The following is a 26,264-nucleotide window of genomic DNA, read 5'->3' on the forward strand; positions in this document are numbered from 1 at the left end:
ACTTACTGGGATTTGAGCGAAAGATTTCTCGTACTTAAAAGGAGGCTTCTCATTCGAGGAGCCTCTTTACCTGTATTACGTCCTTCGGAAACATAATTATTATAAATTCAGATCGGAAAAGGAGGCTCAATAGCTCACTACAAACCTGGGATGTGAAAATTAGAAATTTTGTTCAATTTCCTTTTCCTTAAGATTGACAATGTAATGAAATTAAGTATTTTATTCTTTTCTATTCTTCGAAGAGAAGGTAGGGTTATATAATTTAAGAAATAACCATGTTATAACTTTTGCTATTAAAAGTACAGCTATATAACCGATAAATAAATGGAAATAGTTGATTTTACCGTACATTTTAAATAGATCAATACTTACCAACAGTGGCTTTAATATAAATGCAAATATTGCAGCAGTGATTATAGTGTATAAGTAATAATTTTTATGATTGTTTAATGTCCATTGGTATACAAGCATGAAGGCTACAGGTACCATGGAGGTGTCTAGTGAGATGCTTGGAAGTGCAGGGAAAACCTGATAAGGATAATGCCAATACCCACTATTAATACCGTATACATCAATAAATGTAAAAAATACATGAACGCTATATCCATAGAAACCAATTAGAAAGACTTTACTTTTGTCAATTTTGATATAAAGAATGGCCAAAGGGACTAAAAGGATAGCAACTAAAACCCAAAATTGCCACGTTAAAGGGTTGGAATATTCTATCCAATAATTAATCAAAGAGTCTGTATTCTCTTTTCTGCCGTATACAATCTTGTCAAAATCACGTAAACGATCCATTTATGTTCCTCCTAACTGTTTGACAATTATATACTTAGAATAACCAATTATATTTAGCTTATAAGCGATTGAATTTAAAATAATTATTTCCGTATCAATAGGTATCGTTCTAAATAAATAGAGTGGGATTAGCTTTAAGAAGTATAGCCAGTTTTAAAGTGAAATAAATGAAATAATCTCCTAAAGAGAGTTTTATGGTGTCAAAAATTTCAAAAAATTCAAGTTGTCTTTTCTTCAACCTTTATACTTGCTTTTGAAAGAAACTATCTTATAAACACAAATGCCCGAAATTGTAGTTCTTCAGGAGACTTCGAATCACTACACTAATTGAAAGGGGTTAATATTTTTGAGCAAGGCAATCAATACTGAGATAATTTTGGAAAGAATTTCTGATGCGTTTTATTCGCTAAGTAAAGATTTAAAATTTGAATATATAAATAATGTAGCTGAAAATCTCTTGCAAATTAAACGTGAAAATGTAATTGGACAAGAAATATATATAGTATTACCCCATAACGACATACAAAAAATTGTAAAGCGATTCAGACATGCTTGGTCAAAACAAACTAAAGTAGAATTTAAAGAGTATTTTAATAATAGATGGTATGAAATAAGGGCCTTTCCTTCTGCGGAAGGTCTGTCGGTATTTTTTAGAGATATTACGAGCAAAAAGCAAGAGTATGAAAAAATGAACTATCTAGCTAATTATGATGTTTTGACAGATCTCCCAAACCGATATTTTTTTAATAATTACTTAAAAGAAAAATTACAAGGTCTTAAGAACCCTATTGCAGTTATCTTCATATCTATTAACAAAATACAGAAAGTAAATAATACGTTTGGTTATGAATCTGGAGACCAGTTAATAAAACAAACTGCAGAACGTTTAAAGAGGATTGTAAATCGAACAGGCTTCATTGGACGTTATTCTGAAGATGAGTTTCTTATTACTTTAGAATATCAGGATCAAGAAGAGATATCGTCTATTATTAATCAAGTAAGAGAATCTGTTACAATCCCATTTTTAATTAATGGCTTTGAACTAAAGACTTCACTAAGTATAGGTATAAGTCGGTTTCCAATGGATGGAGATAGCGTTGAATTGCTTATGAAGCATGCTGCATTTGCAATGAATAAAGCAAAAAAAACGAGAGGAAGTAATTTTAACTTCTACTCCACTAATCAGGGGGAAGGGAATATTGATCCACTTAAGTTGGAGATAGAGCTTTATAAAGCAATAGAACAAGATCAATTTTTTCTCCAATATCAACCAAAAATAAATTTAACTACTGGGAGAATAACAGGAGTAGAAGCTTTAATTCGTTGGGAACATCCGGACTGGGGATTGATTCCACCTGGGACATTTATTCCAATAGCTGAAGAAACTGGATTAATAATTCCTATCGGTGAATGGGCTTTGAACGTTGCTTGTAAACAAAATAAGATATGGCAAGAAAGAGGATTTAAAACAGTTGTTTCTGTCAATTTATCAGCCATTCAATTTAATCAACCAAATCTAGTTGACACAATAGAAACAGTTCTTCAGGAGACGGGACTTGAACCTCAATATTTAGAAGTTGAAATTACTGAAAGCATGACAGCTGATATTGAGAATTCAATACTAATGTTACAGCGCCTCAAAAAGGTTGGTGTTCGTATAAGCATTGATGATTTTGGGACTGGATTTAGTTCGCTGAGCTATTTGAAAAATTTCCCTGTAGATATCTTAAAGATTGACCAATCATTCGTTCGGAATCTACATAACAATCCTAACGATGAAACAATTGTGAAAACTATCATTTCTTTGGCTCATAATTTGAATTTGAAGGTAGTTGCGGAAGGAATAGAAACAAATGCACAACTTGTTTTTCTGCAGAATCATTTATGCGACGAAGGGCAAGGATACTTTTTAAGTAAGCCGTTAATAGCTAATGATTTAGAACATAAACGCATAGAAATTGAACAAATTGTTGAGGCAAATGGAATACCTGGGAATCTAAACGAAAAGATCTGGATGAAAGAGTTATTAGAAAAAGCCAAGAGAGAGTTACATGATACTGTTCGATTACAACAAGGTATGATGTTCAAGTTTAAAAAAATTAATGATCGATTCATTCATACATTATGTGATGGGGAATTACTGTATCAATTTGGAATTATTCCTTCTCAAGTTATTGGTAAAAGTTTAGAGGAATTCCTACCTCACGAAAATGCTATCAAAAAAACTTCCTTCTACAATAGGTCATGGGAAGGTGAAGAATTTGTTACTTATGAGGACGAACTATGTGGGATTTATTATTTAGCTACTTTACGCCCAATAAAAAAGGGGGGAGAAGTAGTTGAAGTTATTGGTTCCTGTATTGATATAACTGAACGTAAAAATGTAGAAAAAGCTTTGAAGGAAAGTGAGTTTAAGTACCGTCTTATCGCTGAAAATATGACGGACATAATAATGCTATTAGACATCAATGGTAATATATTATATTCCTCGCCATCCTTAGCAAATTTAACAGGTTACCCTTTGAAAACATTTTTAGGTGAGTGCTCATTTGATTTAATAAATCCTAAAGACAAACAAAATGTAATTAATGGATTTAATGAAATAATAGAAACTAAAAAACCAGCAAAAATGGAAGCTCATTTTTTGACAGCCAGTGGGAATTCTATATTATTTGAAGGTGTTGGTACTCCGGTACTAGGGAAGCATGGAGCACCAGAACACTTTATTTTGGTTGGAAGAGATATTTCCGAAAAAGTATAACAGAGAAATTGCTGTTTACCATTTAAATCTTATGGAACAAGCAGGATTTATAAAAAATTAGATAGTATATGGTGATAATAGTCCAATGTGGATATATAGCAGTTTAACCTGGAATGGTCATGATTTCTTAGATTCTATTAAAAACGACTCCATTTGGAACAAAGTAAAAGATGGAATAAAGACCAAAGGATTAGAGTTAGGGCAACTTTCCTTTGGTATAATAAAGGATTTTGCTAAGATCGAACTCAAAAAAAGATTAGGCATAGAATGATTCGGACATCCGTTAGGATGTTTTTTTATTGTAGTTATATAGGTATATAAGAATCACTATTAGTTAAAGATTATAATAGTTCACCATAATAGAACAAGAGAAAGGAGTTTAAATAATGCAGGTTTTAAAGGACTATTGAAAGAGCAATCTAAAAGATGAGTCGATGAGAAGGATAATGAACGAATATTTGTTGGGTTTAAAACTGGAAAATAAAGCTGAACGAACAATAAGAACCTATCGTTGGTTTTTAGAACGCTTCTTTAGTATCTGTACAGTTCCTTTATCTTTGCTAACAGCAGATGAAGTAAGAGAGTATTTAAATCATTTTACCAAAGGAAAAAAAGAGAGGACAGTTGATGCGTATCTTTCAGCCCTATCTTCGTTTTTACAATTTTGCCTTGCAGAAGAGTACATAGAAAAAATTGTTATAAAAAAAAGATGGAGACCCAAAATACCGCAATCTTTGCCAAAGTATTTAAATGAATTAGAGTTTGTTAGGGTCAAAATTGCTGCAGAGAATATGAATCTACGTGACCGATCACTAATTTTATTTTTATTGTCTTCAGGTTGCAGGAGTTCAGAAGTGTCTAATCTTGCGATTCGAGATGTTAACTTAGAAAATAGATGTGCGGATGTATTAGGAAAAGGAAATAGGGAGCGGAAAGTACACTTTTCAGAGGAGTGTGCCGTCATATTGAGTGAGTATTTAAAAACGTGAAATGCTGACGGTATAGATCCTTTATTTTTAAATAACTCAGGTCAACGACTCAAATCCAATGCTATCTATTATATTACGAGAAAAATTGGTGAAAAGGCTGATATACCGAAGTCTTTACATCCACATTGTTGTAGACATACATTTGCTACTAACATGTTGGCTAGGGGAGCATCTCTTGAATTAATTGCTGATGAACTAGGTCATGTAAATTTAAATACAACTCGAATCTATGCACGAATTTTAAAAGAAGATTTAGTTACAGCCTATCAAAATAAAATGGGGTAGAAAATGTTGAAAGCAAATATACTTGATACTTTTTTCAATGATCATCAATCTAGATTTAGTGAGGAAACTATTCGAAGTTATAGACTTTCTCTTAATCAATTTTTTTCGTTTTGTGGGGTACAATATGATGAAGTCAAAGTCAAAGATATAAGAGCATGGCTTGCATCCATGGAGGAACGAGATCTAAAAAAGGTACGATTCATATTAAACTATCAGGTGTAAAGTCATTTTATCAATATTGTATGGAAGAGAACCTTCTAAAAAAGAGTCCAATTCAAACAATAAAAACCCCTAAAAAAGAGGATGTCCTTCCGTATTACTTAAACAGGCGTCAAATAGCACAACTTCAAGAATTAACTAAAAATGATTATCAATTCCGCCCAATAATAGAAACGTTATACTCCACAGGAGTAAGGGTCAGTGAGCTATTACAAATTCAACTAGAAGGTATTAGATGGGAAACTAGGCAAATATGGATACGAGAAGGGAAAGGAAATAAAGAGCGTTTTGTCTTATTTACACATGATTGCGCAGAACGGTTAAAGAAGTATTTCGATATGCGAGAAACGTACAGTTTGTTTTTATTTTCCAATCGAAGAGGGGAACCTCTACACCGAGAATTTATACAAAAAAACTTCCGTAGCTTCTCTAGATCACTTGGTTATAAAGTAACACCACATACTTTACATCATACATTTGCTGCCCACTTAGCAGAAAAAAATATGCCTCAGAGTTACATCCAGGAATTACTTGGTCATGTTGATATTAATAGTACTCGTATTTATACGCGTCTGATGGAATATGCAAGAAAAAATAAATATGATATATATCAATAGAGGGATGAATAAATGGATAATTATTGGGAGTTGACTAAGGAATTACCCAATAAAATTAATCAGGAAATAGTCAGTGGATTTTTATTTAGTTTAAAAGTAGCAAAAAGAAGCAAAGGAACGATTATTGCATACCGAAGATTTTTAGAAATATTTTTTGGAGAAATGAAGCAGCCATGTACAACTATAACCTCTGATGAAGTATTAGGTTGGTTTAAAAAAGAGGATGTCCATTCAAGTGAAGCATATTTCAAGCTCCGTTTAAGTATTATTTCATCCTTTTACAAGTTTTGTATTCAAGAAGAGCATGTGAACATTAATCCAATAAAAAGCAGATGGTTTCCGCGACTTCCTCAATCACTACCAAAGTATTTAGAAAAAGAAGATATTGCTAAAATTAGACACTATAGTGAAATTACGTCACTTCGTAATCAGGTGTTAGTTGAATTTATGCTTACCACAGGTTGTAGAGTAGGAGAAGTAAGTGAGCTAAATGTAGAAGATATCAACATCGAGAAACGTACTGCATGTGTTGTCGGTAAAGGCAAAAAGCTTCGCTATGTACATTTTACTGAAAGTTGTGCATTTTTGTTAGAAAAGTATATTTCTTTGAATCATACTTCGCAAAAAGCCCTTTTTTTAACCTATACAGGAAGACGGTTAAGTAAAAGAACTATACAACAAATCATTAAAGATATAGGCGAGGGTGCTGAAGTAAGAACCAATTTGTACCCACACCGCCTACGTCATACTTTTGCCACAGAATTATTGACGAAAGGTGCTGATTTATCATTTATTGGGGATGAATTAGGACATAGTGATGTTGGGACTACACAAATCTATGCTAGGCTTCCAAAGAGGGAAATAATATCCCTCTACCGTAAATTTATGGGATAAGAGAGGGTTTAAATGATTACTTCTGAAAAATGTTTGCAACAATTTAAAGAAGATATAGTTTTAGATTAACAGATGGTACATTACTTCGGTATATCATTGCAATGGAACAATTAATTGATTTTTGTAACAAGTCAATATATGAAATTGATTCAAAAGACATAAGAAGATGGATGTCTTCCTTAGATAACAAAGCATATAAAGCTGTTACTGTAAAAACAAAGTTAGCTGGTATTAAATTGTTTTTTAAGTACTGCGTGGAAGACGGTTTTCTTATAAAAAATCCTGCAATCAATATTCCTTTTCCAAAGGTAGAAGATAAATCACCAATTTATTTGCAAAAAGGGGATTTGTTGCAATTGAGGCAATTGGTAAAGGGTAAATTAGAGGAAAGAGCAGTTATTGAAGTACTATATGCTAGTGGCGTGCGTATTAAGGAATTGACTGAAATAAAAAGGGAAGATATTAATTGGCCGGAGCGCATGATTATTATTCCAAATGGGAAACATAAAAAAGAACGTATCGTATTATTCACACAAGAGTGTGCAGAGCATCTAAAATCTTACTTAAATGAACGTGATGATGAATTACCATTTGTTTTTGTTAATACTTCCAAGACAGGTTCAATGTGCACACGTACCATCCAAAAAAAATTTAAATATTTCCAACAAGCTTAATATTCATTTGACTCCACACACCTTACGACATACATTTGCTGCACATCTAGCAATGAAAGGAATGCCCTTAGAATGTATACAAGTTCTATTAGGGTATAATGGTCCACATCAAACACAGTTATATGCACGCTTATATCATGAAGCAAGAAAAGCCATATATGATCAACTGATGTGAGAATGAAAGTTTGCGCCAAATATAGATAAACGCTTAATAATCTTCAAAATAAAAATGTCTAAACCCTTGGTATATATGGGATTAGACGTTTTTTTATTATAACATATTTTCAATCTAAGAAGGATTAACGCTTGTTTTAGGAATAAACGCACATTTTCTGCGTGAAACTAAGTATTTAAGAGATTAAGGGATGTTTTTTGAGGAGCATTCCTGTAATAAATGAAAAGAATATCTTATGGGAGAAACGTGGGAGTTTAGTTGTATAACAGTTGCATAAATCAGTGTAAAATACTTCTTTAATGCAGGAAGTATGAATTTTTTGTTGAATGATTTAAATTAGATTATTTTGGGATTTAAGGAGAGACAAAAAATGGGTGAGCAATTATTAAGGATAGGCACAACATATTTACCAGTGACTAATGTAGATATTTCTTCTGATTGGTATGTAAATAAACTAGGAGCAGAGTTATGCTTCAAAGATCAAGACAAAGCAATTCTTAACTTTGCTAATCAAAGTATTTTTCTTGTTAAATCAAATGAAAATCAAAGTTCTAATTTCTATGATATTTATGGTAATGAGCGTTTTTCGATAACATTTGAAGTTAATGGATTAAAAGCGTTAGAAGTGATACATAAAGAACTTCAGCAAAGTGAAATTAGAGTTGGGTATATTGAGGACAGAGGGCATTCGGGAAGAAATTTTGTATTTTATGATTTGGATGGTAATAAATTTGATGTGTGGAGCGAACTTAGTCCAAGTTTCAGAGAAAAATATTTGATTTCCAATGGTTAAATAAAATTTGGAGGCGATGCTTTTAATAAACCATTGCCCATTCAGTCTTCCATAACGAGGAAGATTGTTAGTTGAAGATTCAATTTAGATCAGCATTTTTTCCTTTCAATTAACATGGCAGCATTCCAGGAATAGAAAAAAGTAAAAAAGAAAAGTAGAGAAATTGGTACTAGGAGATAAATGGAAGTTGCTGAAAGATAAAATTAAATTATTTTATTCGAAAGGAGATTTAGGATGAAAGAACGGCATATGAACCTTTTCAAACAGTTACAAACATACAGAGAAGATGTTTTAGATAGTTTAAACGGTATAAGTGCAGATGCAGCTGAGATAGTCCCAAAAAATTTTAATAATAATATTAGATGGAATATGGGACATATCTATTTGGATCAATACTTATGGATTGAGACTTTAACGAAAGAGAAAACAGAGGCTCCAGTAATTTATAATAATTGGTTTGGTTATGGGACAACACCAGATCACTTTACACCTGAAACTCCTTCTTATATAGAACTAAAAAAATTGCTGGAATTACAACCTAGCAAATTGAAGGAAAACTATGGGTACAGATTAGAAGAAATATTTCCACCCACTGAAATGGGAATGCGAACTATTGAACAAGTGTTGATTCGAACCATCTTTCACGAAGGGATACATTTACAAGCCATCAATAATATTAAAAAGTGGTTAATATAAATTTTCTAAGCAATTGTTTTAGCATCCTTATTTATGATTGAATTTCTTATTTTAAGTTACAATCAATTAAACCTTGTATCTATTCTTTAATTTTTAGAATTTACTCTATAATTGTTTGTTATAGATAAATATATATATAACAATGAGAGCGACGTTTCTATAAGTGAGTCACAAACTGCAGGTTAGTTCAATAAGGATAAGTGAATTTTAAACTTTATTAACTTATTCAGGACTAAATTGATTGCTAATGTTTATACGAAAAAATCGGCGTAATCCAGCACAGTTTCCTTATTTTCCATAACTTAAATAATACAGCTGTATTATGAAGAAGGAGTATCGCGGTTTATCTTGAATAAATATAAATGGGTAGATAAAACCATAAAATAAGGAGGTTTGCATGGAGATTTTCCTTTGGATAATGATTGTATTTGTGTTAATATATGAGCCAATTTACGGATATTATGATTTTCAGAAATTCAAGGTAAATGTCACAACAAATCCACATGCCAGAGAGAAGTATTATATTAATTCTATTGTAGGCTTGTGGGCTCCTACTCTCTATATCATCCTCTTAGTCCTTTTCACAGAACTTACCTTTAATCAAATAGGGTTTACCTTACCTTACATTAACACAAATGTATTTGGCCCTATCATTACCTACACCGTATTTGCCTTAACTGGCATTTATATTCTTGCTATCCTATATTATATGATAGGATACCACGTCAGTATTAATATTCGTAAAAAACTCATCGAAGCAAAAAACAGAGAAAAAGAAAAATCAGAGTACCTCGCAATGCCTGTAAGTAAAAGAGAAAAGAAGTTATGGAATTACGTTTCTATTACGGCAGGACTTACGGAGGAAATAATATACAGAGGCTTTTTAATCTTTGCTTTTTCTTATTTTTTCCCAAACCTGTCCGTTTGGTTTGTTGTCATCTTTGCGTCCCTTTTGTTCGGACTTGCTCATACGTATCAGGGGCTATTATCAGGCGTATTGCGGACAGCGATAGTTGGCTTGATTTTCTCCGTTTTATTTATGGGACTTAATTCAATTATCCCCCTTGTTCTTCTTCATTTCTTAATAGATTATATGGCAAAGCTTGGGGAGGATGAAAATTCTATTCAGGATTCTCGAATTACAAAAATCCCATAACTAAGTATGGGGTTATTTTTATAGAAGACTTAATTCTCTCAAAATCTGATCTTTCGTAAGGATAGTCGCAAATTCCTGATTGTGAATGGACTCTGCATCATAAATATTTACCTAAATGCTCAGTGGTTTCAAACGCACCTGTAGCATCCTACCTATCTGTATCAAGAAGGATAATCCAAATTTACCTAGAATAGGTATATAGATTGAAGATTTCGAAGAAATGAAAATATTATTAAAGGAAGTATCAAATGAATAACAGGGTTAAAGAATTTTGGAATGAATTTTGTGAAGAAACTCAAAAAGAGGGAATTCAATATAGAGATGCTTTCCAATTTGGAGCTTCTGCTGATTGGTTAGCAGACTTAGTAGTTACTGGAAAGAAGAAAGCAACAACTTCTGGTCTCGTGTTTTATGAAATGGAAAAGGAAGCACCCCCTATGGTTGGTGAGTATTATATTGTTTTAAATGGTAAGGAAAATCCAGTTGCGGTTATAGAAATTGAATCTGTGCAAGTTGTTCCAATGAATGAGGTCACCGAGGAATTTGCTTTAGCTGAGGGTGAGGGTGATTACCGATTCTGGTGGAATGCACACGAGAAGTTCTTTACTGAATTGTTAAAAGAGTATGATATAGCATTTTCACCAAATATGTTAGTTGTGTGTGAAAGGTTTAAAAAAGTATATCCAAAATAAGCAAATAAATGCTAAAGAATAATAAATGGCATTTTATTTAGCAGTTGTTCCCTGTTCCGAAAAACAAGTTGTATATAAAAGCTTATTTTATTATTTAAGGTGTAACATACCTTTAAAAAATTCTCCATGAAATAACCAAGATTGTGAATTGTATTACTTAATCAGGGGCATTAATCCAAGAGGAATAATGCCCCTGATTGGTTATGGTACTAATGGAGTAGCATTCCTGTAATAAATGAAAAACTAGCTTATGAAGAAACGGGGCAGCTGTAATGATATTTGGTTTTATTTAATTTAAATTCACTTTATTTGTTAAATATACCTAAGTAGGTTTGACATAATCACTTTGTTATTAAAATATAGCCTGCTTAATCAGTGTGTGCCACCGCCTTAACTTCAATTAATTGCTCTGGGAACGCTAGGTAAGTTACGCCGATGAGGCTGCCGGATGGTCTGTGTTGTTCTAGGTATTCCTTGAACAGACTGATGACTGACTCGGAATGCTCTTGTGGTCTTGTTAGAAAGACTTCCACATAAGCGAGGTTGGACTTAGTGACACCAAATTCCTCCAATACTCGGTCGAGGTTCTCAAATGTTTGTCGAGTCTGAGCTTCAATATTCTCCTTGCCAACAAACATACCATCCTTATCGTGCGAAAATTGACCTGAAATGTAGATAGTACCGTTGACGCTGTATCCTTGGGTAATGCCGTGATCCCATAGGTCGTGATTGTAGGTTTTAACATTAGTCATTTTTTTCTCTCCTTTATTTCAAAGTAAGGTAAGTATAAAATGAATACAAAGAAATAAATAGTACGCACTATTTAGATAGCTACTACCAGAAAGGATAGTGTCAAATATGAGTATGGCTGATTTTAAAGAAAAGGGTAATATCCAAGAGACACCTTTCGGATATACATTGTCAGTTGTAGGAGGGAAATGGAAAATGCTGATTCTCTATCTCCTTTCGGAAAATCAACCCGTTCGCTTTAATGAGATGAAAAGAAGGTTAGGAACTATAACCTTTAAAACATTGAGTACACAACTTAAAGATTTGGAAGCAGATGGGATGGTTAGACGAAAAGAATATCCTCAAATCCCTCCTAAAGTGGAATACAGTCTCACACATAAAGGAGAAACGCTATTACCTGTTTTAGAACAATTATGTGAATGGGGAGAAAAAAACCGCAATAATTAACTTCTTGTTGTATAGAAAATGGGAACTCATATGAAAACAGAGTGAGACTATTTCAGTATTTTACAATAGAGAACAGAAAACAGAAAACAGTTACCTAATTGTGAAGTGCACCCCAATTGTTAGATGAAGGTCTAACAATTGGAGATTCACTTCCATTGTAAAATTAGTGCATACCTAATTGCTATTTTCATAAGATATTAATTATTCAAGGAAATTCAATAGCTCCATTGGTATATACTCAATCTTAACACTAGGATTCATTAACACTTATACCAGAATTAGTAAGTTGTAATTTTAGATATAAGGGAAGGTTTGCTGCAGAAGTAAAACAGAAAAGTCTTGTTGATGATGGTAGTTTTGTTATGATTTTAAGATTGATGATAGTATTAAGCTTGATAATCCTAATTTAAGAAAAATGAGAATGGTGCTGATTCTAATATCTATTAGGAGTGCAATTTAGGCAATTTCTTGAAGGTAGAGAAGAAGCTTTACAATTAGCAATTGATTGGTCCAGCAAAGTGTTAGAGGACTACAGTGATATTTCGGTTAAACTAGAAAAAGAGAAATTAGCGAATTTATAATTTGCTCAGTCAAAATGGATTGGGAGGAAATCAAATATAAAACCCTTATCTTAATAAGGTGAGTGTTCTTTCTTTTTCCGTTTTAGTGTTCGATACACATATTTTGCAAAACTTCTGCTCTAGTCAACTGAAAAGTCATTAGACTTTTCTTATAGCATTGAGATGTTTTAATGAGTATTCCATTTATGTAAAGAGTATAGAGAAGAGGGTTAACAGTGAAAACTAGAGAGGGAGCTATCAGGTACTGCTTGTGTATGGGTGATACATACGAGGATTATCCATTTCGCGATAAGAATTGGACATTAATGCGACATATAGATAATAAAAGAGTGTTTGCGTGGATCTTTGAAAAGGATGATAATATTTGGATTAATGTGAAATGTCAACCCGGTTTTTTGGAATATTATCGTCAGATTTACCATTCGGTAGTTCCGGCATTTCATCTTAATAAAGACCATTGGAATTCTATAATTCTTGACGGGACTGTTCCTCAGGAAGATATTTATGAAATGATAAAGCAAAGCTATATGTTAACTAAAAGTAAGAGTGAAATTAATCAAAAAAAGGGAAGGCATTGATTCATTACTAGAGATAATCATGCCTTTTTCTGTAGTACTCAATATGATTCTCATACAATTCTAGTTACCGATTCTTGTCCTAAGGAATAAGCAGTATGCAAATAGGTGAGTATTCTAGAGATTCGTATCAATCTACTTTATTTCTGTTTAGGTCAAATTAAATTATACTATAGGAAAAATTTATATAATACTTGTATTTTGGTGTATATTGGATATATTAATGAACTATAATTTGGAGGCTTTTCTGTTTTTAGTTTCTAAGTCCATGGATATACTTATTGAAAGCCTAAGTAATCATACTGAAACTAGTAAAATGGTTAAAGGAGACATCCAAGAAAACTATTAATCAAAAAGGTATGCCATAAAATGAGTGTTATTTGATAGATACAGTTGTTAAGTTGTAACTGTTTTTTTCTATTGTATTGGTATTAATCATTATGTAGCTCTACTTATATAACAATCGGTGCAGTTTATGTACGTCAGGGTGTTAATGTTATTGAAGCATAAAATAAATTTATATAATTAAACATTATGGTGGTAATGAAGATTTAAATGTATAAGTTAAATTAAGTGCAAAAAAGGTCACCATCTGTCTCAACTAAATGTTGTTATCCTCTGCATGTATTTCATCAGTATTTCTCTTGTGATGTTTTTCCAAAAGGTAGCGAAAGATTTATACTCTTTCTTCTGCCTGCCAACTAGTTAAAACTAACCGCATAATTTAAAAAGGATTGAAGATATTCTATTATACTTCCACTACTTTTGTATAAACAGTTCCATTGCTTCACAAAGGTGAAGCCCTAAGATTCCTTTATGATGGGGAATTTCAGGGCTTCTTTTATTTTTATGATAATACTTTAAGGAACCTCAATATAACTCATATTCAGTATGGGTGTATTTTATTGATCAAAACCAGGTCAGAAATAATTCTGTTTGAACACTGAATTAGGAACATAAGCTACCCTGGACAAATTAAACGGATTTTTTATACACATCTGCAAAAACTTTTGCGAAGTCTCTAATCTTGACTTTACCGAGGTAGTAATCACTAGCATGGAGACTGGCATATAATTCGTCGTATTTCTCAGTAGCCCGGTTCATTTGGGCAAAACCGTTAGCGGTATTTTCATGAAACCCAATCTTTTTCATCTGGTCAGTGAGTGCTTCTATGGGGATTTGTTGGTATTTGGCTTCAATACCATTATCTTCAAGAGCTTTAAGCCAATCACTACCTGTTGCCCAATCGCTAACTACAAATTTTGTGCTTTTACCCGCTGGAGTACGGGAAATCAGAGCATAAACTACTTCAGCAATATCAACAGGGCTAACCCAGCCTTGTGGAATGTCAACTGAAATTGGGCTGAAGATGGTCTCCTGGGTTTTGAGACTTTGCATGTCGGCAAAAAGGTTGCTGTAAAATCCAACAGGGCGTATATGGGCAATGTTAACCCCCTCAAGCGAATTTAACGCGTCTTCGGCAAAATGATAGCTGTAGAGAATACCGGCATTAGGATTGTCTGCTCCTATTGAACTGAGGTTGACAACATTTATTACTTTAGAATTCTGTATAGCGATTCTATAAATTTCAGAAAGTTCAATGGAGGTCTGCCACATATCGATGCCAGAAGTGTAATTGATACCCGAAATCATAAGGTAAACTACGTCGCTACCTTTGAAAGTCTGAGTGAGGAATTCTACGTCGCGATTTGAGCCAACGGCTGCTTTAGCACCTAGTGCTTCGATGTCATCGATACGATCCTTTGAGCTTGTGATGACGGTGACATCGTGGCCGTCTGAGATTAGTCTTGGGAGATAGTTGCGATTGATATTGCCGAGTGAGCCGAGAACTGCAATTTTCATTGTTTTTTTCTCCTTTTTTGGTTGATTTCGAGAAAAGGGTATCGCTTGAGAAAGCTATACCTTATTCGATTGTATATTCATTACAAGTGAGATTATACAATGGTTAATTAAATAAGTAAACTAAATTTGTTAAAATAGTAAAGTTATTTAATTTTGTTAATGCAGTTCATCTATACAGTTATTTGTTATAATATTATTTTAAGAGCTTAAAGGAGGCTTCAACTGTGAGAAAACCTGTGAGCGTAGATCAATATCTTAACAAAATAAAACCTGTAATTAGAAAAACTAGGTTTAGCCAAATGAAAATTGATGATATCGCAAAAAATATGGATATTAGTAAAGTGACACTTTACAAGCACTTCTCATCCAAAGATGAAATCATCGAACAGGTTGTAGAGTATTATATTCAGTATTTGCATCATGCTGATACCGTTGCAAATGATGATTCAATTTCTTATATTGAGCGATTTCAAAAAATCTTTTCAGAATCGTTAATAAGTGTTATTTATTTATCGGATTTGTTCCTGCAAGATCTCAAGGAATATTACCCACAGCTTTTTGAGAATATTTTTGTTGCCCAACAAAATAGGATTAAAAATCTACAATCTTTTTTTCAATCAGGTATGGATGAAAATATTTTCAACAGAATACACATTGCGCTGTCTTTAGTGCAAGACGATGCTTCGCTACGGCGCATTATGGAACCGACATTTAGTATTCAGTGGTATGATCTTACCTTGAAACAAGCTGTGATGGAATATTATAAAATGAAACAATATCAAGTCATTAGACCGGATTATTTAGATACTGTTGACGATTCCGGTATTGAAAAAGAAATCATTCGTATACTACAAACCATTTCATGAACACCATCATCTCGTGATCGGAGTAATCATTTTAATGTTTGTAGTATATACGCTAGAAAAGCCATCCATTTAGATGACCTTTAAATTTGCAACTAAAACAACGCTGTAAACCTAAAACTAGTAATAATTATTTATCTATATCACTTATTTATTATTTTGATGCTGGACTGGAGAGCGATAAAGTTGTGAAAATTGCACTTAGAGGTGTGTTAATCCTTAAATTGGATACTTATGCATTAAGGAGCAGCATTTCTGTAATAATTTGAACAAAAGGGAAGAAGTTTGTGAAGAAGTTACGTAACCTTTAGGGGGCTTTAGCTTATCAGTGCATTCTAAAAAATTCTGAGGTGGTATAACATGAAGCAACATAATATCTGTATTATTCCTTATAACACCAAATACGCAGAACAAACAGTGAAAATGTGGCGAGTTAGTAAGGAAAAGGCTATTGGTCAGAAAGAAATCCATGACTTTGAAAATCACGTCTATTTTTTAAATCACATATTACCTGAACAATTTCAAATAGATTTAGCATTAATTGATGAAGATGTTGTTGGAATGATTGCCTATAACGATAGGGAAATAAGCCAACTATATATACATTTAGAGTATCAGGGTATCGGTATAGGTCGGACATTACTTGATAAAGCGAAAGCACAATCAAGTGGGAAACTAACATTGTACACATTCGAAGTAAATGAAAAAGCACAAAGGTTTTATGAAAAACAAGGGTTTGAAATCATAAATAGAGGACATGAAAATGAAGAAAATTTACCAGATATTCAATATGAATGGAAACCCAAGTAAATGATGTTATTTGGGCTTTTAGTGGTAAAGAGGTAGAACTATAAAAATCTTGGGGTAAATAGGTAACTCTTTTTGTTATTGAACTAACGGGGGCTTGATTGGAATAAGAGGACCATGCCATATAGCCAAAAAGAATCGACAATACCCATTGAGTTTTTATTATCATATAATCCAAGTGCTACATGAAAATGTAAAGTTATCATCCCTATCTCAAAATTCACTATATGATGTATCTGGGCAGCAGGAAATGATTATAGTAACAATTGGAGAAAGTAAAAATGCCTAAAAGAGGATAGAAGTTAAATTTTTACATTTTTCATGTTATTCTACAAGAGAATAAGTAGATTTGGACTCACAAGACTTATAGGATCATAAATTAGACACCATATAAGAATGAATAATCAATGACTAGATTTCATCCCATTTAGAGGAAAAGCCTTCTATGTTTATTAGAAGGCTTTAATTACTAAAAAATAATTATTGAAGTCTCAAAATAGGTTTAATTGCCTCACCATTTTTGATGCTTCAAATGCTTCATTAATTTGATTGAACTCATAAAATTTGACTAATTTATCAAATGGAAATTGGCCATTTTTATAGTAAGCAACTAATTGTGGAATAAATACATTTGGGACTGAGTCGCCTTCAATTACACCCATCATTTTTTACTTTCAGCAATTATATCATTATGCACATCGATATTCATTTCTGGTGTAACACCGACTATTGCAGCTTTACCGAGTGGGCGTAAGTAAGCATTGACGTACAACGGGAGGGACACCAGTATTATCAACAGCGTACTTTGTAACTCCGTTTGTAAATTCCTTAATTTGTTTAACTACATCTTTTTTGTTCCATTAAGTATATGGGTGGCTCCGAGGCTTTTGGCTAGCTCCAAACGTGAATCATGTACATCGACGGCAATCATTGTTTTACGGCCTACTATTTTTGCTGCCATTATCGTACTTAAACCAACTGCCAACTGCTCCTGCACCATAAATAGCAATTGTTGAACCAAATTCTGGCTTGATACTATTTAAAACGGTACCAGCTCCCGTTTGTATTCCGCATCCAAAGGGCCCCAGCAATGCTAAATCTACATCTTTATCCACTTTAACAACATTACGCTCATGTGCAACAGCAAATGTACCAAATGAAGATTGACCAATAAATGTAGAAAGTGGTTTACCATCTTTTAATAATCGATGTGAATAATCGTCATTCATTCCCCAAAAATTCAGGTCATTAAATGTTTCACATACTGTTGGGTGACCTGTTAAATAGTTTTCACAATGCCCGCAATGTGCGAATGATAAGACAACATGGTCCCCTTTTTTCAGGCGTGTAACACCTTCTCCGACTTCTTCTATAATTCCTGACCCTTCATGTCCTAATACTGCAGGAAGTGGTGCAATGTCTGCATCTCTTGCTACTGCATCTGTATGACAAACACCCGTAGCAACGATCTTCACAAGTACTTCATTTGTCTTTGGGGCTGCCAAGTCAATTTCTTCGATAATAAAATCTTTACCTTGTCCAGGTGTTACTGCTGCTTTAATCTTCATTTCTATTCTCCCTTTAATTAACGTTAATAGGTGCAATTTATCTAGATGAATATGTATATGTATTATGAATCATTAGAGGAAATCAATTTAAAGATTGTTTTGCAAGTAGAACGGCATAGAAAACATCTGTTATGTCTAGCCGACGTTTCTTATGATAATAAGCTCTTATCTATTAACGGTAATATAACTTATAACTATTAATATTTCCTGTTGTAGGCTATTAGGGATCAACATGAGAGGATTATGGATGTTCTTGAATTAGCTCAATACTGCTATCCAGATTTTCCACAATATAAATTGATAGTACCTACGTACCTACAGGTTATTCTAATTATGAATATATTAGAAGAGGTTCTATGAAGGAGTTAAAGAGGGTTTATTAACTATCAAAAATTTATTATATGATAAAAAAAATTATGATTATTGACAACGTTTTCTTATTTGTGTTAAGCTTATATCAAAATTTAGGATTGTTACTGATTCGATCAGGCATAACCAATTATAATTGTAATGGAAATAGGGTGACCTATGTTTTTCATGCGATTATAATTGGTTTTTTTATTTTATTCAAAAAGTAAGAGGGATTATTATGAAATTAAAACAGGCATTTAATAACAATGTTGCTCTAGCTTTAGATAATAGTGGAAACGAAATCATTGTAATGGGAAAGGGGGTTGGATTTAATAAGAAAAGTTATGAAGAGATTGATCCTAAATTAGTTGATAAAGTTTATTCGTTAGATTCCCCTGAATCCAATCAGTTAACAAGTATTCTAAATAGTATTCCAGCTGATTATATCTTTCTAACAAACCAAATTATTCGTTTGGGAGAAGATATACTGCAAAAGAAGTTAAGTGATGCATTTATTATAACATTGGCAGATCATTTAAACTTTGCCTTAGAAAGACATCAAGATAACCTATTAATAAAGAATCCGCTTCATTGGGAAGTAAAGAACCTTTATAAAGACGAGTATGAAATAGGAATGAAAGCCCTTAATCTTATAAAGAGATTCACCAATATTTCTCTACCGGAGTATGAAGCGACCTCTATAGCCTTGCATTTTGTTAATGCACAGCATAAGAGTGAAGAAATGAAAGTAACTCTGCAAATAACAGAAATCACGAATAAAATTCTTGAAATTATTAGCTATCATTATCAAATGAAAATACAAGAAGACACTATCAATTATTCAAGGTTACTGACACATTTACGTTACTTTATTTTAAGACAATTAAATCATGATGAAAAAACAATGGAAGAAGTAACGTCATTGTATAACATCATAAAAGAAAGATATCAAAACGCTTATACTTGTGTGAAGAAGATTGAAAAGTATTTAAACATAGAGTACAACTGGCTTCTCTCCAACGATGAACTTGCTTATTTAGCCATTCATATACATCGAATGACTTCAAGAAATGAAAAACAAAATTAGGGTGTTACTGTTAAATCAGGCATAACCTAAATATACTTCAGAACAAAATGGTGTTTTGAACTATATTTAGGTTTTTTATTTTGTCTAGAAAAAAGAATAGGAGTAAACGAATGAGTCAGGAAAAATTAGCAAGAGATATTGTAAATAAAATTGGTGGCAAGGAAAACATAACCAGAGCTTGGCATTGTGTAACAAGGCTTCGATTCCATGTTAAAGATGAAAGTAAAGTTGATGTCGATGGGATTAGAAAGTTAACTGGAGCAATGGGGGCGCAATTTCAAAACGGTCAGTTCCAGGTGATTATTGGTAATAAAGTGATGGAAGTATTTAAAGAGGTAGAATCAATAGTTGGAAGTAATAATAAAAGCGATGTTGATGAATCAAGTGCGAGCAAGAAAAAGCTTTTAAGTAGGTTCTTTGACATGATTTCTGGTGTTTTCTCTCCTGTCATTCCAGCAATTGCTGGAGCTGGGATGATGAAAGGGATACTTGCCTTATTGCAAGTATTAGGATGGATATCTGTTGAAAGCGATGCGTATCAAGTTCTTACCATTATTTCTGATGCAGCATTTTATTTCCTTCCTTTCTTATTAGCAATATCAGCTGCTAAAAGGTTTAAAGTAAGTGAATATTTAGCGGTAGCATTAGCCGGTGCGTTACTGTATCCAACGATTACAGCAGGCGTTGCTAGTGGAGAATCTGGATTGAAGTTCTTAGGTATGTCTGTGCCTTTTATTGGCTATAGCGCAACTGTCATTCCGATTATTATTGCTGTATGGATTCTAAGCTACGTTTATAAATTAATAAATCGCATTGTTCCTAGTACAGTGAGAGTGGTATTAACACCAACACTTGTTTTCCTTATAATGATTCCTTTCACGTTAATTGTTGCTGGTCCAATCGGATTTGTTGTTGGCGATTATGTAGGGATTGCAGTTGCATGGATTTATGAGCATGGAGGAGTATTTGCTGGGATTCTAATTGGTGGATTAATGCCTGTGTTTGTTGTTACCGGCATGCATTATGGCTTTGCTCCTATTATTCTTCAAAATATGGGTAAATATGGGTATGATAATGCTATTTTACCATTAAATATTGTTAATAGTTTAGCACAAGCAGGTGCTGCATTCGCAGTTTCATTTAGAACCAAAAATAAAAAGTTAAAATCTTTAGCAGTATCTACTGGTGTTTCTGCATTATTAGGTGTTACAGAACCTGCTGTCTTTGGAGTAAATTTGAAACTGAAACGACCGTTATATGCAACCATGATAGCCGGTGCAATAAGCGGAGGAATGGTTGTTTATTTTGGAGTAAAATGTTTCGGTTTTATCTTACAAGGTTTAGAGGCTTTTCCGGTATATATTGATCCTGCTAGTCCTATGAATTTAGTATATACCATCATCTCTATGATTGTTGCCTTCATTATTGCTTTTGTAATGACACTTATTTTAGGGTTTGAAGATGTTCCAGCAGATGAAGAAGAAAGTACAAAAGAAAATAAAACAACTAGTTTATCTCATGAGGGGGAAGAAATAGGCAGTCCGTTAACAGGTAAAGTTTTGCCTCTTCAGGATGTGCCTGATAAGACTTTTTCAGGTGAAATTCTGGGGGAAAGTATTGCTATTGAGCCTTCAGCGAATATATTAGTTTCTCCCTTTGATGGTACAGTTGCTATGATTTATCCGACAAAGCATGCGATTGGTTTGCGTTCTGAAAATGGATTAGAAGTACTCATTCACATCGGACTTGAAACGGTAAATTTAGAAGGCAGGTTTTTTGATGTAAAAGTAGAACAAGGTCAACGAGTTCAAAAGGGACAAGATCTTATTAGCTTTGACCGAGAAGCAATCATTAGCGAAGGATACAATATGGTTACTTTAGTAATAATGACAAATAGTGATCAATTTAGTACCGTTGAGAAATTAGATTTAGATTATCAAGTAATTAAGACAGAAGAACAAATATTCAATGTCCAAAAATAAGAAGGAGTGTTTATAATGGCTAAAAGATTTCCAGAAGGATTTTTATGGGGTGGAGCAACAGCTGCCAATCAACTAGAAGGTGGTTATAACTTAGGTGGAAAAGGCTTGTCAACAGCTGATATGATACCATTTATTCCAAAAGATGAGCGTGATGGAGACAATGCAGTACATATTACATCCGAGCAATTTGAGGAAGCATTTAAGGAAGACTCTAAAAAGCTATACCCAAAAAGATGGGGAGTAGATTTCTACCACCATTATAAAGAAGATATTGCTTTGTTTGGCGAGATGGGTTTTAAAACATTTCGTTTATCTATCTCTTGGGCACGTATTTTTCCAAACGGAGATGACTTACATCCGAATGAAGAGGGACTACAATTTTATGATAATATCTTTGAGGAATTAGCAAAATATAATATTGAGCCACTAGTAACGCTATCACACTATGAAATGCCCGCTGCTCTTGTTAAAAAATATAATGGATGGATAGATCGAAAAGTAATTAATATGTTTACTAAATACGCAGAAACAGTATTTAAGAGATATCGTAACAAAGTGAAATATTGGTTAACATTCAATGAAATCAACGCTATTGCTTTAGCTCCATATAATGGTGGAGGATTAATAACAGACCGTTTTGAAAATATAGAGCAAGCAATCTATCAAGCCCTACACCACCAATTTATTGCTAGTGCAACGGCTGTAAAGCTATGTAGGGAGATTATCCCCAATGCGAAAGTCGGCTGCATGCTTGCAAGACTGGAAACATACCCAGAAACATGTAATCCACTAGATGTGTTAAAAACGCTAAAACAGGAGCAGATGAATTTCTTTTATACGGATGTTCAAGTTCGTGGTTATTACCCTAACTTTATTAAAGAATATTTTAGAGAAAACAATATTAATATTATTATGGAAGAAACAGATGAAGACACTTTATTACAAAATAGAGTAGATTATATTTCTTTCAGTTACTATATGTCTTTAGTGGAAAGTGCCGGACCACATGGAGAAAGAGCTCCAGGTAATTTATTTTCTGGTTTAAAAAATCCATATCTTGAATCATCTGACTGGGGATGGCAAATTGATGCTGTAGGACTTCGTGTTACTTTAAATAAACTGTATGATAGATACCAGGTTCCACTATTTGTTGTAGAGAATGGACTAGGTGCAATTGATACACCAGATGATAATGGTATGATTCAGGATGATTATCGCATTAACTACCTAAGAGAGCATATTGTGCAAATGAGAGAAGCTATCTCAGATGGTGTGGAACTAATGGGTTATACTAGTTGGGGACCAATTGATATTATTAGTGTTTCAACTTCTGAGGTTAGTAAACGTTATGGTTTTATTTATGTCGATATAGATGATCACGGTAATGGAAGCTTCAAAAGAACAAAAAAGAAAAGTTTTGAATGGTATAAAGAAGTAATCAACTCGAATGGTCAAGTGCTGTAAATAATAACAGGATTTTAGAGCTCGTTTTTTAAGGAGGAACTTCTATGGGTCAAAATAAAGCAGCTATTGTAACTGGTGGAGGTAGCGGGTTAGGTCAAGCGGTAGCATTAAAATTAGCAGATTCAGGCGTGTCTATTACGGTTGTAGACATTTCTGAAAAGGCAGGGACTGAAACAGTCAGATTAATAGAAGAAAAAGGAACAAGAGCAATCTTTGTTCAAGCGGATGTCAGCAAGGCAGAGGACGTTAAAAATTACGTAGATAAAACAGTAGAAGAATTTGGCACAATTGATATGTTCTATAATAATGCAGGTATTTCCGGTCCAGGGGTGAAATTCGTGAATAATACAATAGAACAAATTCAACAAGTGGTTGGTATAAACCTATTAGGTGCATTATACGGTATTAAATATGTAACAGAAGTGATGCTAGAAAACGGTGGTGGTTCGATTGTTAATACTTCGTCTACTGCGGGCATTGTAGGGCAAGCTACTGTTGGAACTTATTCTGCGACAAAGCACGGTATTGTGGGTATTACTAAAACAATTGCTGCGGAATATGCGGAACAAGGAATTCGCTGTAACGCTATTGCACCTGGTACGATTGAAACGCCTATGGTAAAAGAATACAGAGAAAAGAATCCTGGAAATGTTCAAGCTGTTGTGGAAGCCATTCCGCAAAAACGTCTTGGGAATCCTGAAGAGGTGGCAGAACTAGTTACTTTCTTATTGGGTGATACAGCTAATTATATTAACGGAACAGTAGTATCTATAGATGGTGGCTTTACTTCTATTTAAATCTGAAAATACAAAAGAAGCAATGGAATTGTTCCACTGCTTCTTTTCATTACAAAACAAAACAGAAATCTATAATTAACTCATAGACTTTACCTCTCAAATAAAAAGAATCTAAATAAAAGGAAAAAGGAAGGTACTGTGTTTAAATCCGAATTTAATAATCTAGTTTAATTTTAAATATCAGATCAGTTTACCTCTAATGAAGGAAAAACTAAAGATGTGGATAAGGTGAACTAATATACCCAGATAAAATTGCGCATAATTCTTCTTAAATGAAATCATTTTAATAAGTATTCGTTAAAGGATTTCAGTTCTATTCGCAAAGTAGAGGAATTGAATCTTTTTCTGTTAATGAACGTGCTGCAAGAAAAGGACGTAATCCTTAAATTGGTGAGAAAATTAAACTAGCAGTAAACAAAGCACCTACATTTAAAGCAGGAAAAAAGTTGAAGGATGCTGTAATAAAAACAAAACGCGAAGGTTCATTCCTCTGTCTCATTTTACATAAATTCACAATTTCTTTAAGGGCTTCTGTTATGAAGCGATTTGTGAACAAAATAATAAATACAGATAGCATTTCTGTAATAAATGAAAAAATAGCTTATGAAACAAAAGGGCCAGCATAGGTGAACAAGGGGAATAAAATGTATCAGGCATTTATCCCACCATTCTTTGTATATACACCTGAGAAAAAAAGATGAACCGACAGTACAACGGTACATCTTTTTCCATTAGAAAAAATGCCCTCGCTTTATAGAGTAAAAGGCATAATATATAGTGTTCTACAGTAATTAAGATCTTTTGTTTTTTCTCCATAATACGATTTTTGTCAACCTTTTTAGGTTGACCCTTTTACATAAAAGTGTTTGGTTTATCAATGTTATGCTAGTTTGCTCATGCTTTAATTTTGGTTTGTAAATTATACAGTAAAACAATCAGGTTATTTAACGGTGCATATCATATTTTAATCAGTAATGTGAAAAAAGGAGGAAGAAATTTTGAACTATTCGGTAACAGTTTTAATTCCTTTCTATAACCCCGGGAAATATATTCTGGATGCAAGTAGGAGTATTTATTCTCAATCTTATTTTAATTGGAAAATGGTATTAGTAGATGATGCTTCTACGGATAACAGTATAGAATTTCAGCCATATCTAGATGATCCTAGAATAACTTTATTAAGACATTCGTATAATCAGGGATGTCTAAAAGTCAAAAAACAGGTCTCCAAATAATTGATACACCTTATTTCGTTCAGTTGGACCCAGATGATTGGTTTTATCCAAATACTTTGGAAAAATTGATGGAAGCAGCGGGCGTTAGTGGAGAAGATTTTGCTTTATTAAGTGGTAATATTAATGTATGCTTTGAAAATGAAAGTGGACAAGTTCTTAGGTCACTTATAAGAAAGGGAAGAAATTACTTCAACCCTTATGACTTTTTATTAGCAAATTCTTCTGTTTGGCCAAGATGCTATCGTACTTCTACTATAAAAGAATTGGGTGGTTGGCCTGTGGATGATATCTATGAAGGTAGATATGTGGAGGATATGAGAATGTTGCTGAAAATAATTCCATATTATCGATTTACTTGGATTGATGAATCACCGTAGACATGATAGTAATAATACAAATAATCTTACAGAAACAGCCACAGCTTTAAGATACACTGAAAAGTTGGGGTGATATATATAGCCCAATTTTTAAATATGAAGGAGGCTATATGATTTGATTTTAGATCACTTAGTTGTAAATAACCTAATTAAGAATGAAGGATAAAGGGATAGAGGCATATAAATGTTTTTGCTGATATGAGGGCAACACTAATTGTTCTACTTATTGAAATTTTAGACTGCAATGCTAATTGCAGTCTTATTGTTATTAAACATTTATCGTTGACTATATACCTATAGGGGTATAATATGAATCATGTACGTGAAAGATAGAATATATCAGTAATTAATAATTAACTGGTTAGCATATACAAAAGGAGGAAAGAAATTGGTGGATTACAATGATCAAATGAAAAATAGAATTAAACGGATTGAAGGGCAGCTAAGAGGAATCTTAAAAATGATGGAAGAAGATAAGGACTGCAAAGAAGTTATTACTCAGCTATCTGCATCTAGAACTGCCCTTGATCGAACAATTGGTTTGATTGTTAGTGCAAACTTAATAGAATGTGTTCGGGAAGCTGATAAAAATGGGGAAAACACAGAAGAAATAGTAAAAGAAGCTGTAAACCTACTTGTAAAAAGTCGATAAGAAAAGGGTTGACACCTTCTCTTATTTTGACTAATATAATACCCTACGGGGTATATAAGATAGTGAATTACTAAGTTTGTTTAAAAATTTTTTGAGTATATATATACCTGTAG

At 33.2% G+C, this 26,264-nt stretch carries 22 protein-coding genes and 4 pseudogenes; 22 read left to right on the forward strand and 4 right to left on the reverse strand.

Features of this window, described 5'->3' with window-relative positions:
• Window positions 1–219: 219 nt before the first annotated feature.
• The gene (locus EM808_RS12475; protein ID WP_127738543.1) at window positions 220–801 is read right to left on the reverse strand and encodes a CBO0543 family protein; all 582 of its coding nucleotides are present in this window, start codon (window positions 799–801) and stop codon (window positions 220–222) included.
• A gap of 346 nt (window positions 802–1,147) precedes the next feature.
• Between EM808_RS12475 and EM808_RS12480 the strand changes: the two genes are divergently transcribed.
• The 11 genes and pseudogenes from EM808_RS12480 to EM808_RS12530 all read left to right on the forward strand — a co-directional run bounded on the left by EM808_RS12480 (window position 1,148) and on the right by EM808_RS12530 (window position 10,752).
• Entirely contained in the window at window positions 1,148–3,562 is a 2,415-nt protein-coding gene (locus tag EM808_RS12480) for an EAL domain-containing protein (protein WP_127738544.1), read from the forward strand.
• Window positions 3,563–3,647: 85 nt separating this feature from the next.
• Entirely contained in the window at window positions 3,648–3,833 is a 186-nt protein-coding gene (locus EM808_RS29785) for a DUF2513 domain-containing protein (protein WP_127738545.1), read from the forward strand.
• 175 nt (window positions 3,834–4,008) lie between these two features.
• Window positions 4,009–4,836, forward strand: a pseudogene (locus EM808_RS12490) (tyrosine-type recombinase/integrase).
• A 3-nt stretch (window positions 4,837–4,839) separates the two neighbouring features.
• Window positions 4,840–5,058 (forward strand): site-specific integrase, encoded by a 219-nt coding sequence (locus EM808_RS29110; RefSeq protein ID WP_225314836.1) that lies wholly within the window; start codon window positions 4,840–4,842, stop codon window positions 5,056–5,058.
• Window positions 4,992–5,672, forward strand: coding sequence for a tyrosine-type recombinase/integrase (locus tag EM808_RS12495; protein WP_225314835.1), 681 nt, complete (start codon window positions 4,992–4,994; stop codon window positions 5,670–5,672). The genes EM808_RS29110 and EM808_RS12495 overlap by 67 nt, the downstream gene beginning before the upstream one ends.
• 12 nt (window positions 5,673–5,684) lie before the next feature.
• Window positions 5,685–6,566, forward strand: coding sequence for a tyrosine-type recombinase/integrase (locus EM808_RS12500; RefSeq protein ID WP_127738546.1), 882 nt, complete (start codon window positions 5,685–5,687; stop codon window positions 6,564–6,566).
• 101 nt (window positions 6,567–6,667) lie between these two features.
• Window positions 6,668–7,415: pseudogene (locus tag EM808_RS12505) on the forward strand (tyrosine-type recombinase/integrase).
• Between the two features lie 370 nt (window positions 7,416–7,785).
• Window positions 7,786–8,208: a VOC family protein gene (locus tag EM808_RS12515; protein WP_127738549.1), complete on the forward strand. Its 423-nt coding sequence runs from the start codon at window positions 7,786–7,788 to the stop codon at window positions 8,206–8,208.
• A 234-nt stretch (window positions 8,209–8,442) separates the two neighbouring features.
• Window positions 8,443–8,904: a DinB family protein gene (locus EM808_RS12520; protein ID WP_127738550.1), complete on the forward strand. Its 462-nt coding sequence runs from the start codon at window positions 8,443–8,445 to the stop codon at window positions 8,902–8,904.
• A gap of 397 nt (window positions 8,905–9,301) precedes the next feature.
• Window positions 9,302–10,060: a CPBP family intramembrane glutamic endopeptidase gene (locus EM808_RS12525; RefSeq protein ID WP_127738551.1), complete on the forward strand. Its 759-nt coding sequence runs from the start codon at window positions 9,302–9,304 to the stop codon at window positions 10,058–10,060.
• Window positions 10,061–10,308: 248 nt separating this feature from the next.
• Window positions 10,309–10,752: an ASCH domain-containing protein gene (locus tag EM808_RS12530; protein WP_127738552.1), complete on the forward strand. Its 444-nt coding sequence runs from the start codon at window positions 10,309–10,311 to the stop codon at window positions 10,750–10,752.
• 368 nt (window positions 10,753–11,120) lie between these two features.
• On the opposite strand, the gene EM808_RS12535 is transcribed toward EM808_RS12530, so the two are convergent.
• Entirely contained in the window at window positions 11,121–11,504 is a 384-nt protein-coding gene (locus EM808_RS12535) for a RidA family protein (RefSeq protein ID WP_127738553.1), read from the reverse strand.
• Window positions 11,505–11,610: 106 nt separating this feature from the next.
• On the opposite strand from EM808_RS12535, the gene EM808_RS12540 reads away from it, so the two are divergent.
• Window positions 11,611–11,949 carry a winged helix-turn-helix transcriptional regulator gene (locus tag EM808_RS12540; protein ID WP_127738554.1) on the forward strand — a complete coding sequence of 113 codons (339 nt, stop codon included), beginning with the start codon at window positions 11,611–11,613 and terminating at the stop codon, window positions 11,947–11,949.
• A 796-nt stretch (window positions 11,950–12,745) separates the two neighbouring features.
• Entirely contained in the window at window positions 12,746–13,108 is a 363-nt protein-coding gene (locus EM808_RS12545) for an MmcQ/YjbR family DNA-binding protein (RefSeq protein ID WP_127738555.1), read from the forward strand.
• 972 nt (window positions 13,109–14,080) lie between these two features.
• On the opposite strand, the gene EM808_RS12550 is transcribed toward EM808_RS12545, so the two are convergent.
• Window positions 14,081–14,968 (reverse strand): NmrA family NAD(P)-binding protein, encoded by an 888-nt coding sequence (locus EM808_RS12550; RefSeq protein ID WP_127738556.1) that lies wholly within the window; start codon window positions 14,966–14,968, stop codon window positions 14,081–14,083.
• Window positions 14,969–15,192: 224 nt separating this feature from the next.
• On the opposite strand from EM808_RS12550, the gene EM808_RS12555 reads away from it, so the two are divergent.
• Window positions 15,193–15,834, forward strand: a complete 642-nt coding sequence (locus EM808_RS12555; RefSeq protein WP_127738557.1) for a TetR/AcrR family transcriptional regulator — start codon at window positions 15,193–15,195, stop codon at window positions 15,832–15,834.
• Window positions 15,835–16,191: 357 nt separating this feature from the next.
• On the forward strand, window positions 16,192–16,641 hold the full coding sequence (locus tag EM808_RS12560; RefSeq protein ID WP_127738558.1) for a GNAT family N-acetyltransferase: 450 nt from the start codon (window positions 16,192–16,194) through the stop codon (window positions 16,639–16,641).
• Window positions 16,642–17,118: 477 nt separating this feature from the next.
• On the opposite strand, the pseudogene EM808_RS12565 reads toward EM808_RS12560, so the two are convergent.
• Window positions 17,119–18,206, reverse strand: a pseudogene (locus EM808_RS12565) (NAD(P)-dependent alcohol dehydrogenase).
• Between the two features lie 589 nt (window positions 18,207–18,795).
• On the opposite strand from EM808_RS12565, the gene licT reads away from it, so the two are divergent.
• The 7 genes and pseudogenes from licT to EM808_RS12605 all read left to right on the forward strand — a co-directional run bounded on the left by licT (window position 18,796) and on the right by EM808_RS12605 (window position 26,151).
• The gene (licT, locus tag EM808_RS12570; RefSeq protein WP_127738559.1) at window positions 18,796–19,644 is read left to right on the forward strand and encodes a BglG family transcription antiterminator LicT; all 849 of its coding nucleotides are present in this window, start codon (window positions 18,796–18,798) and stop codon (window positions 19,642–19,644) included.
• Window positions 19,645–19,754: 110 nt separating this feature from the next.
• Complete coding sequence (locus EM808_RS12575) at window positions 19,755–21,626, forward strand: beta-glucoside-specific PTS transporter subunit IIABC (RefSeq protein WP_127738560.1); 1,872 nt, start codon at window positions 19,755–19,757, stop codon at window positions 21,624–21,626.
• A gap of 15 nt (window positions 21,627–21,641) precedes the next feature.
• A complete protein-coding gene (locus EM808_RS12580; RefSeq protein ID WP_127738561.1) occupies window positions 21,642–23,090 on the forward strand; it encodes a glycoside hydrolase family 1 protein in 1,449 nt (482 codons plus the stop codon).
• 44 nt (window positions 23,091–23,134) lie between these two features.
• Window positions 23,135–23,887 (forward strand): SDR family NAD(P)-dependent oxidoreductase, encoded by a 753-nt coding sequence (locus EM808_RS12585; RefSeq protein WP_127738562.1) that lies wholly within the window; start codon window positions 23,135–23,137, stop codon window positions 23,885–23,887.
• Between the two features lie 446 nt (window positions 23,888–24,333).
• Window positions 24,334–24,513: a hypothetical protein gene (locus EM808_RS28915; protein ID WP_205685849.1), complete on the forward strand. Its 180-nt coding sequence runs from the start codon at window positions 24,334–24,336 to the stop codon at window positions 24,511–24,513.
• 372 nt (window positions 24,514–24,885) lie between these two features.
• Window positions 24,886–25,499, forward strand: a pseudogene (locus EM808_RS12600) (glycosyltransferase family 2 protein).
• A gap of 391 nt (window positions 25,500–25,890) precedes the next feature.
• Window positions 25,891–26,151, forward strand: a complete 261-nt coding sequence (locus EM808_RS12605; protein ID WP_127738770.1) for a metal-sensitive transcriptional regulator — start codon at window positions 25,891–25,893, stop codon at window positions 26,149–26,151.
• The last annotated feature ends 113 nt before the right edge of the window (window positions 26,152–26,264 follow it).

It is taken from the genome of Niallia taxi, assembly GCF_004005475.1.
GTDB lineage: Bacteria > Bacillota > Bacilli > Bacillales > Cytobacillaceae > Niallia > Niallia taxi.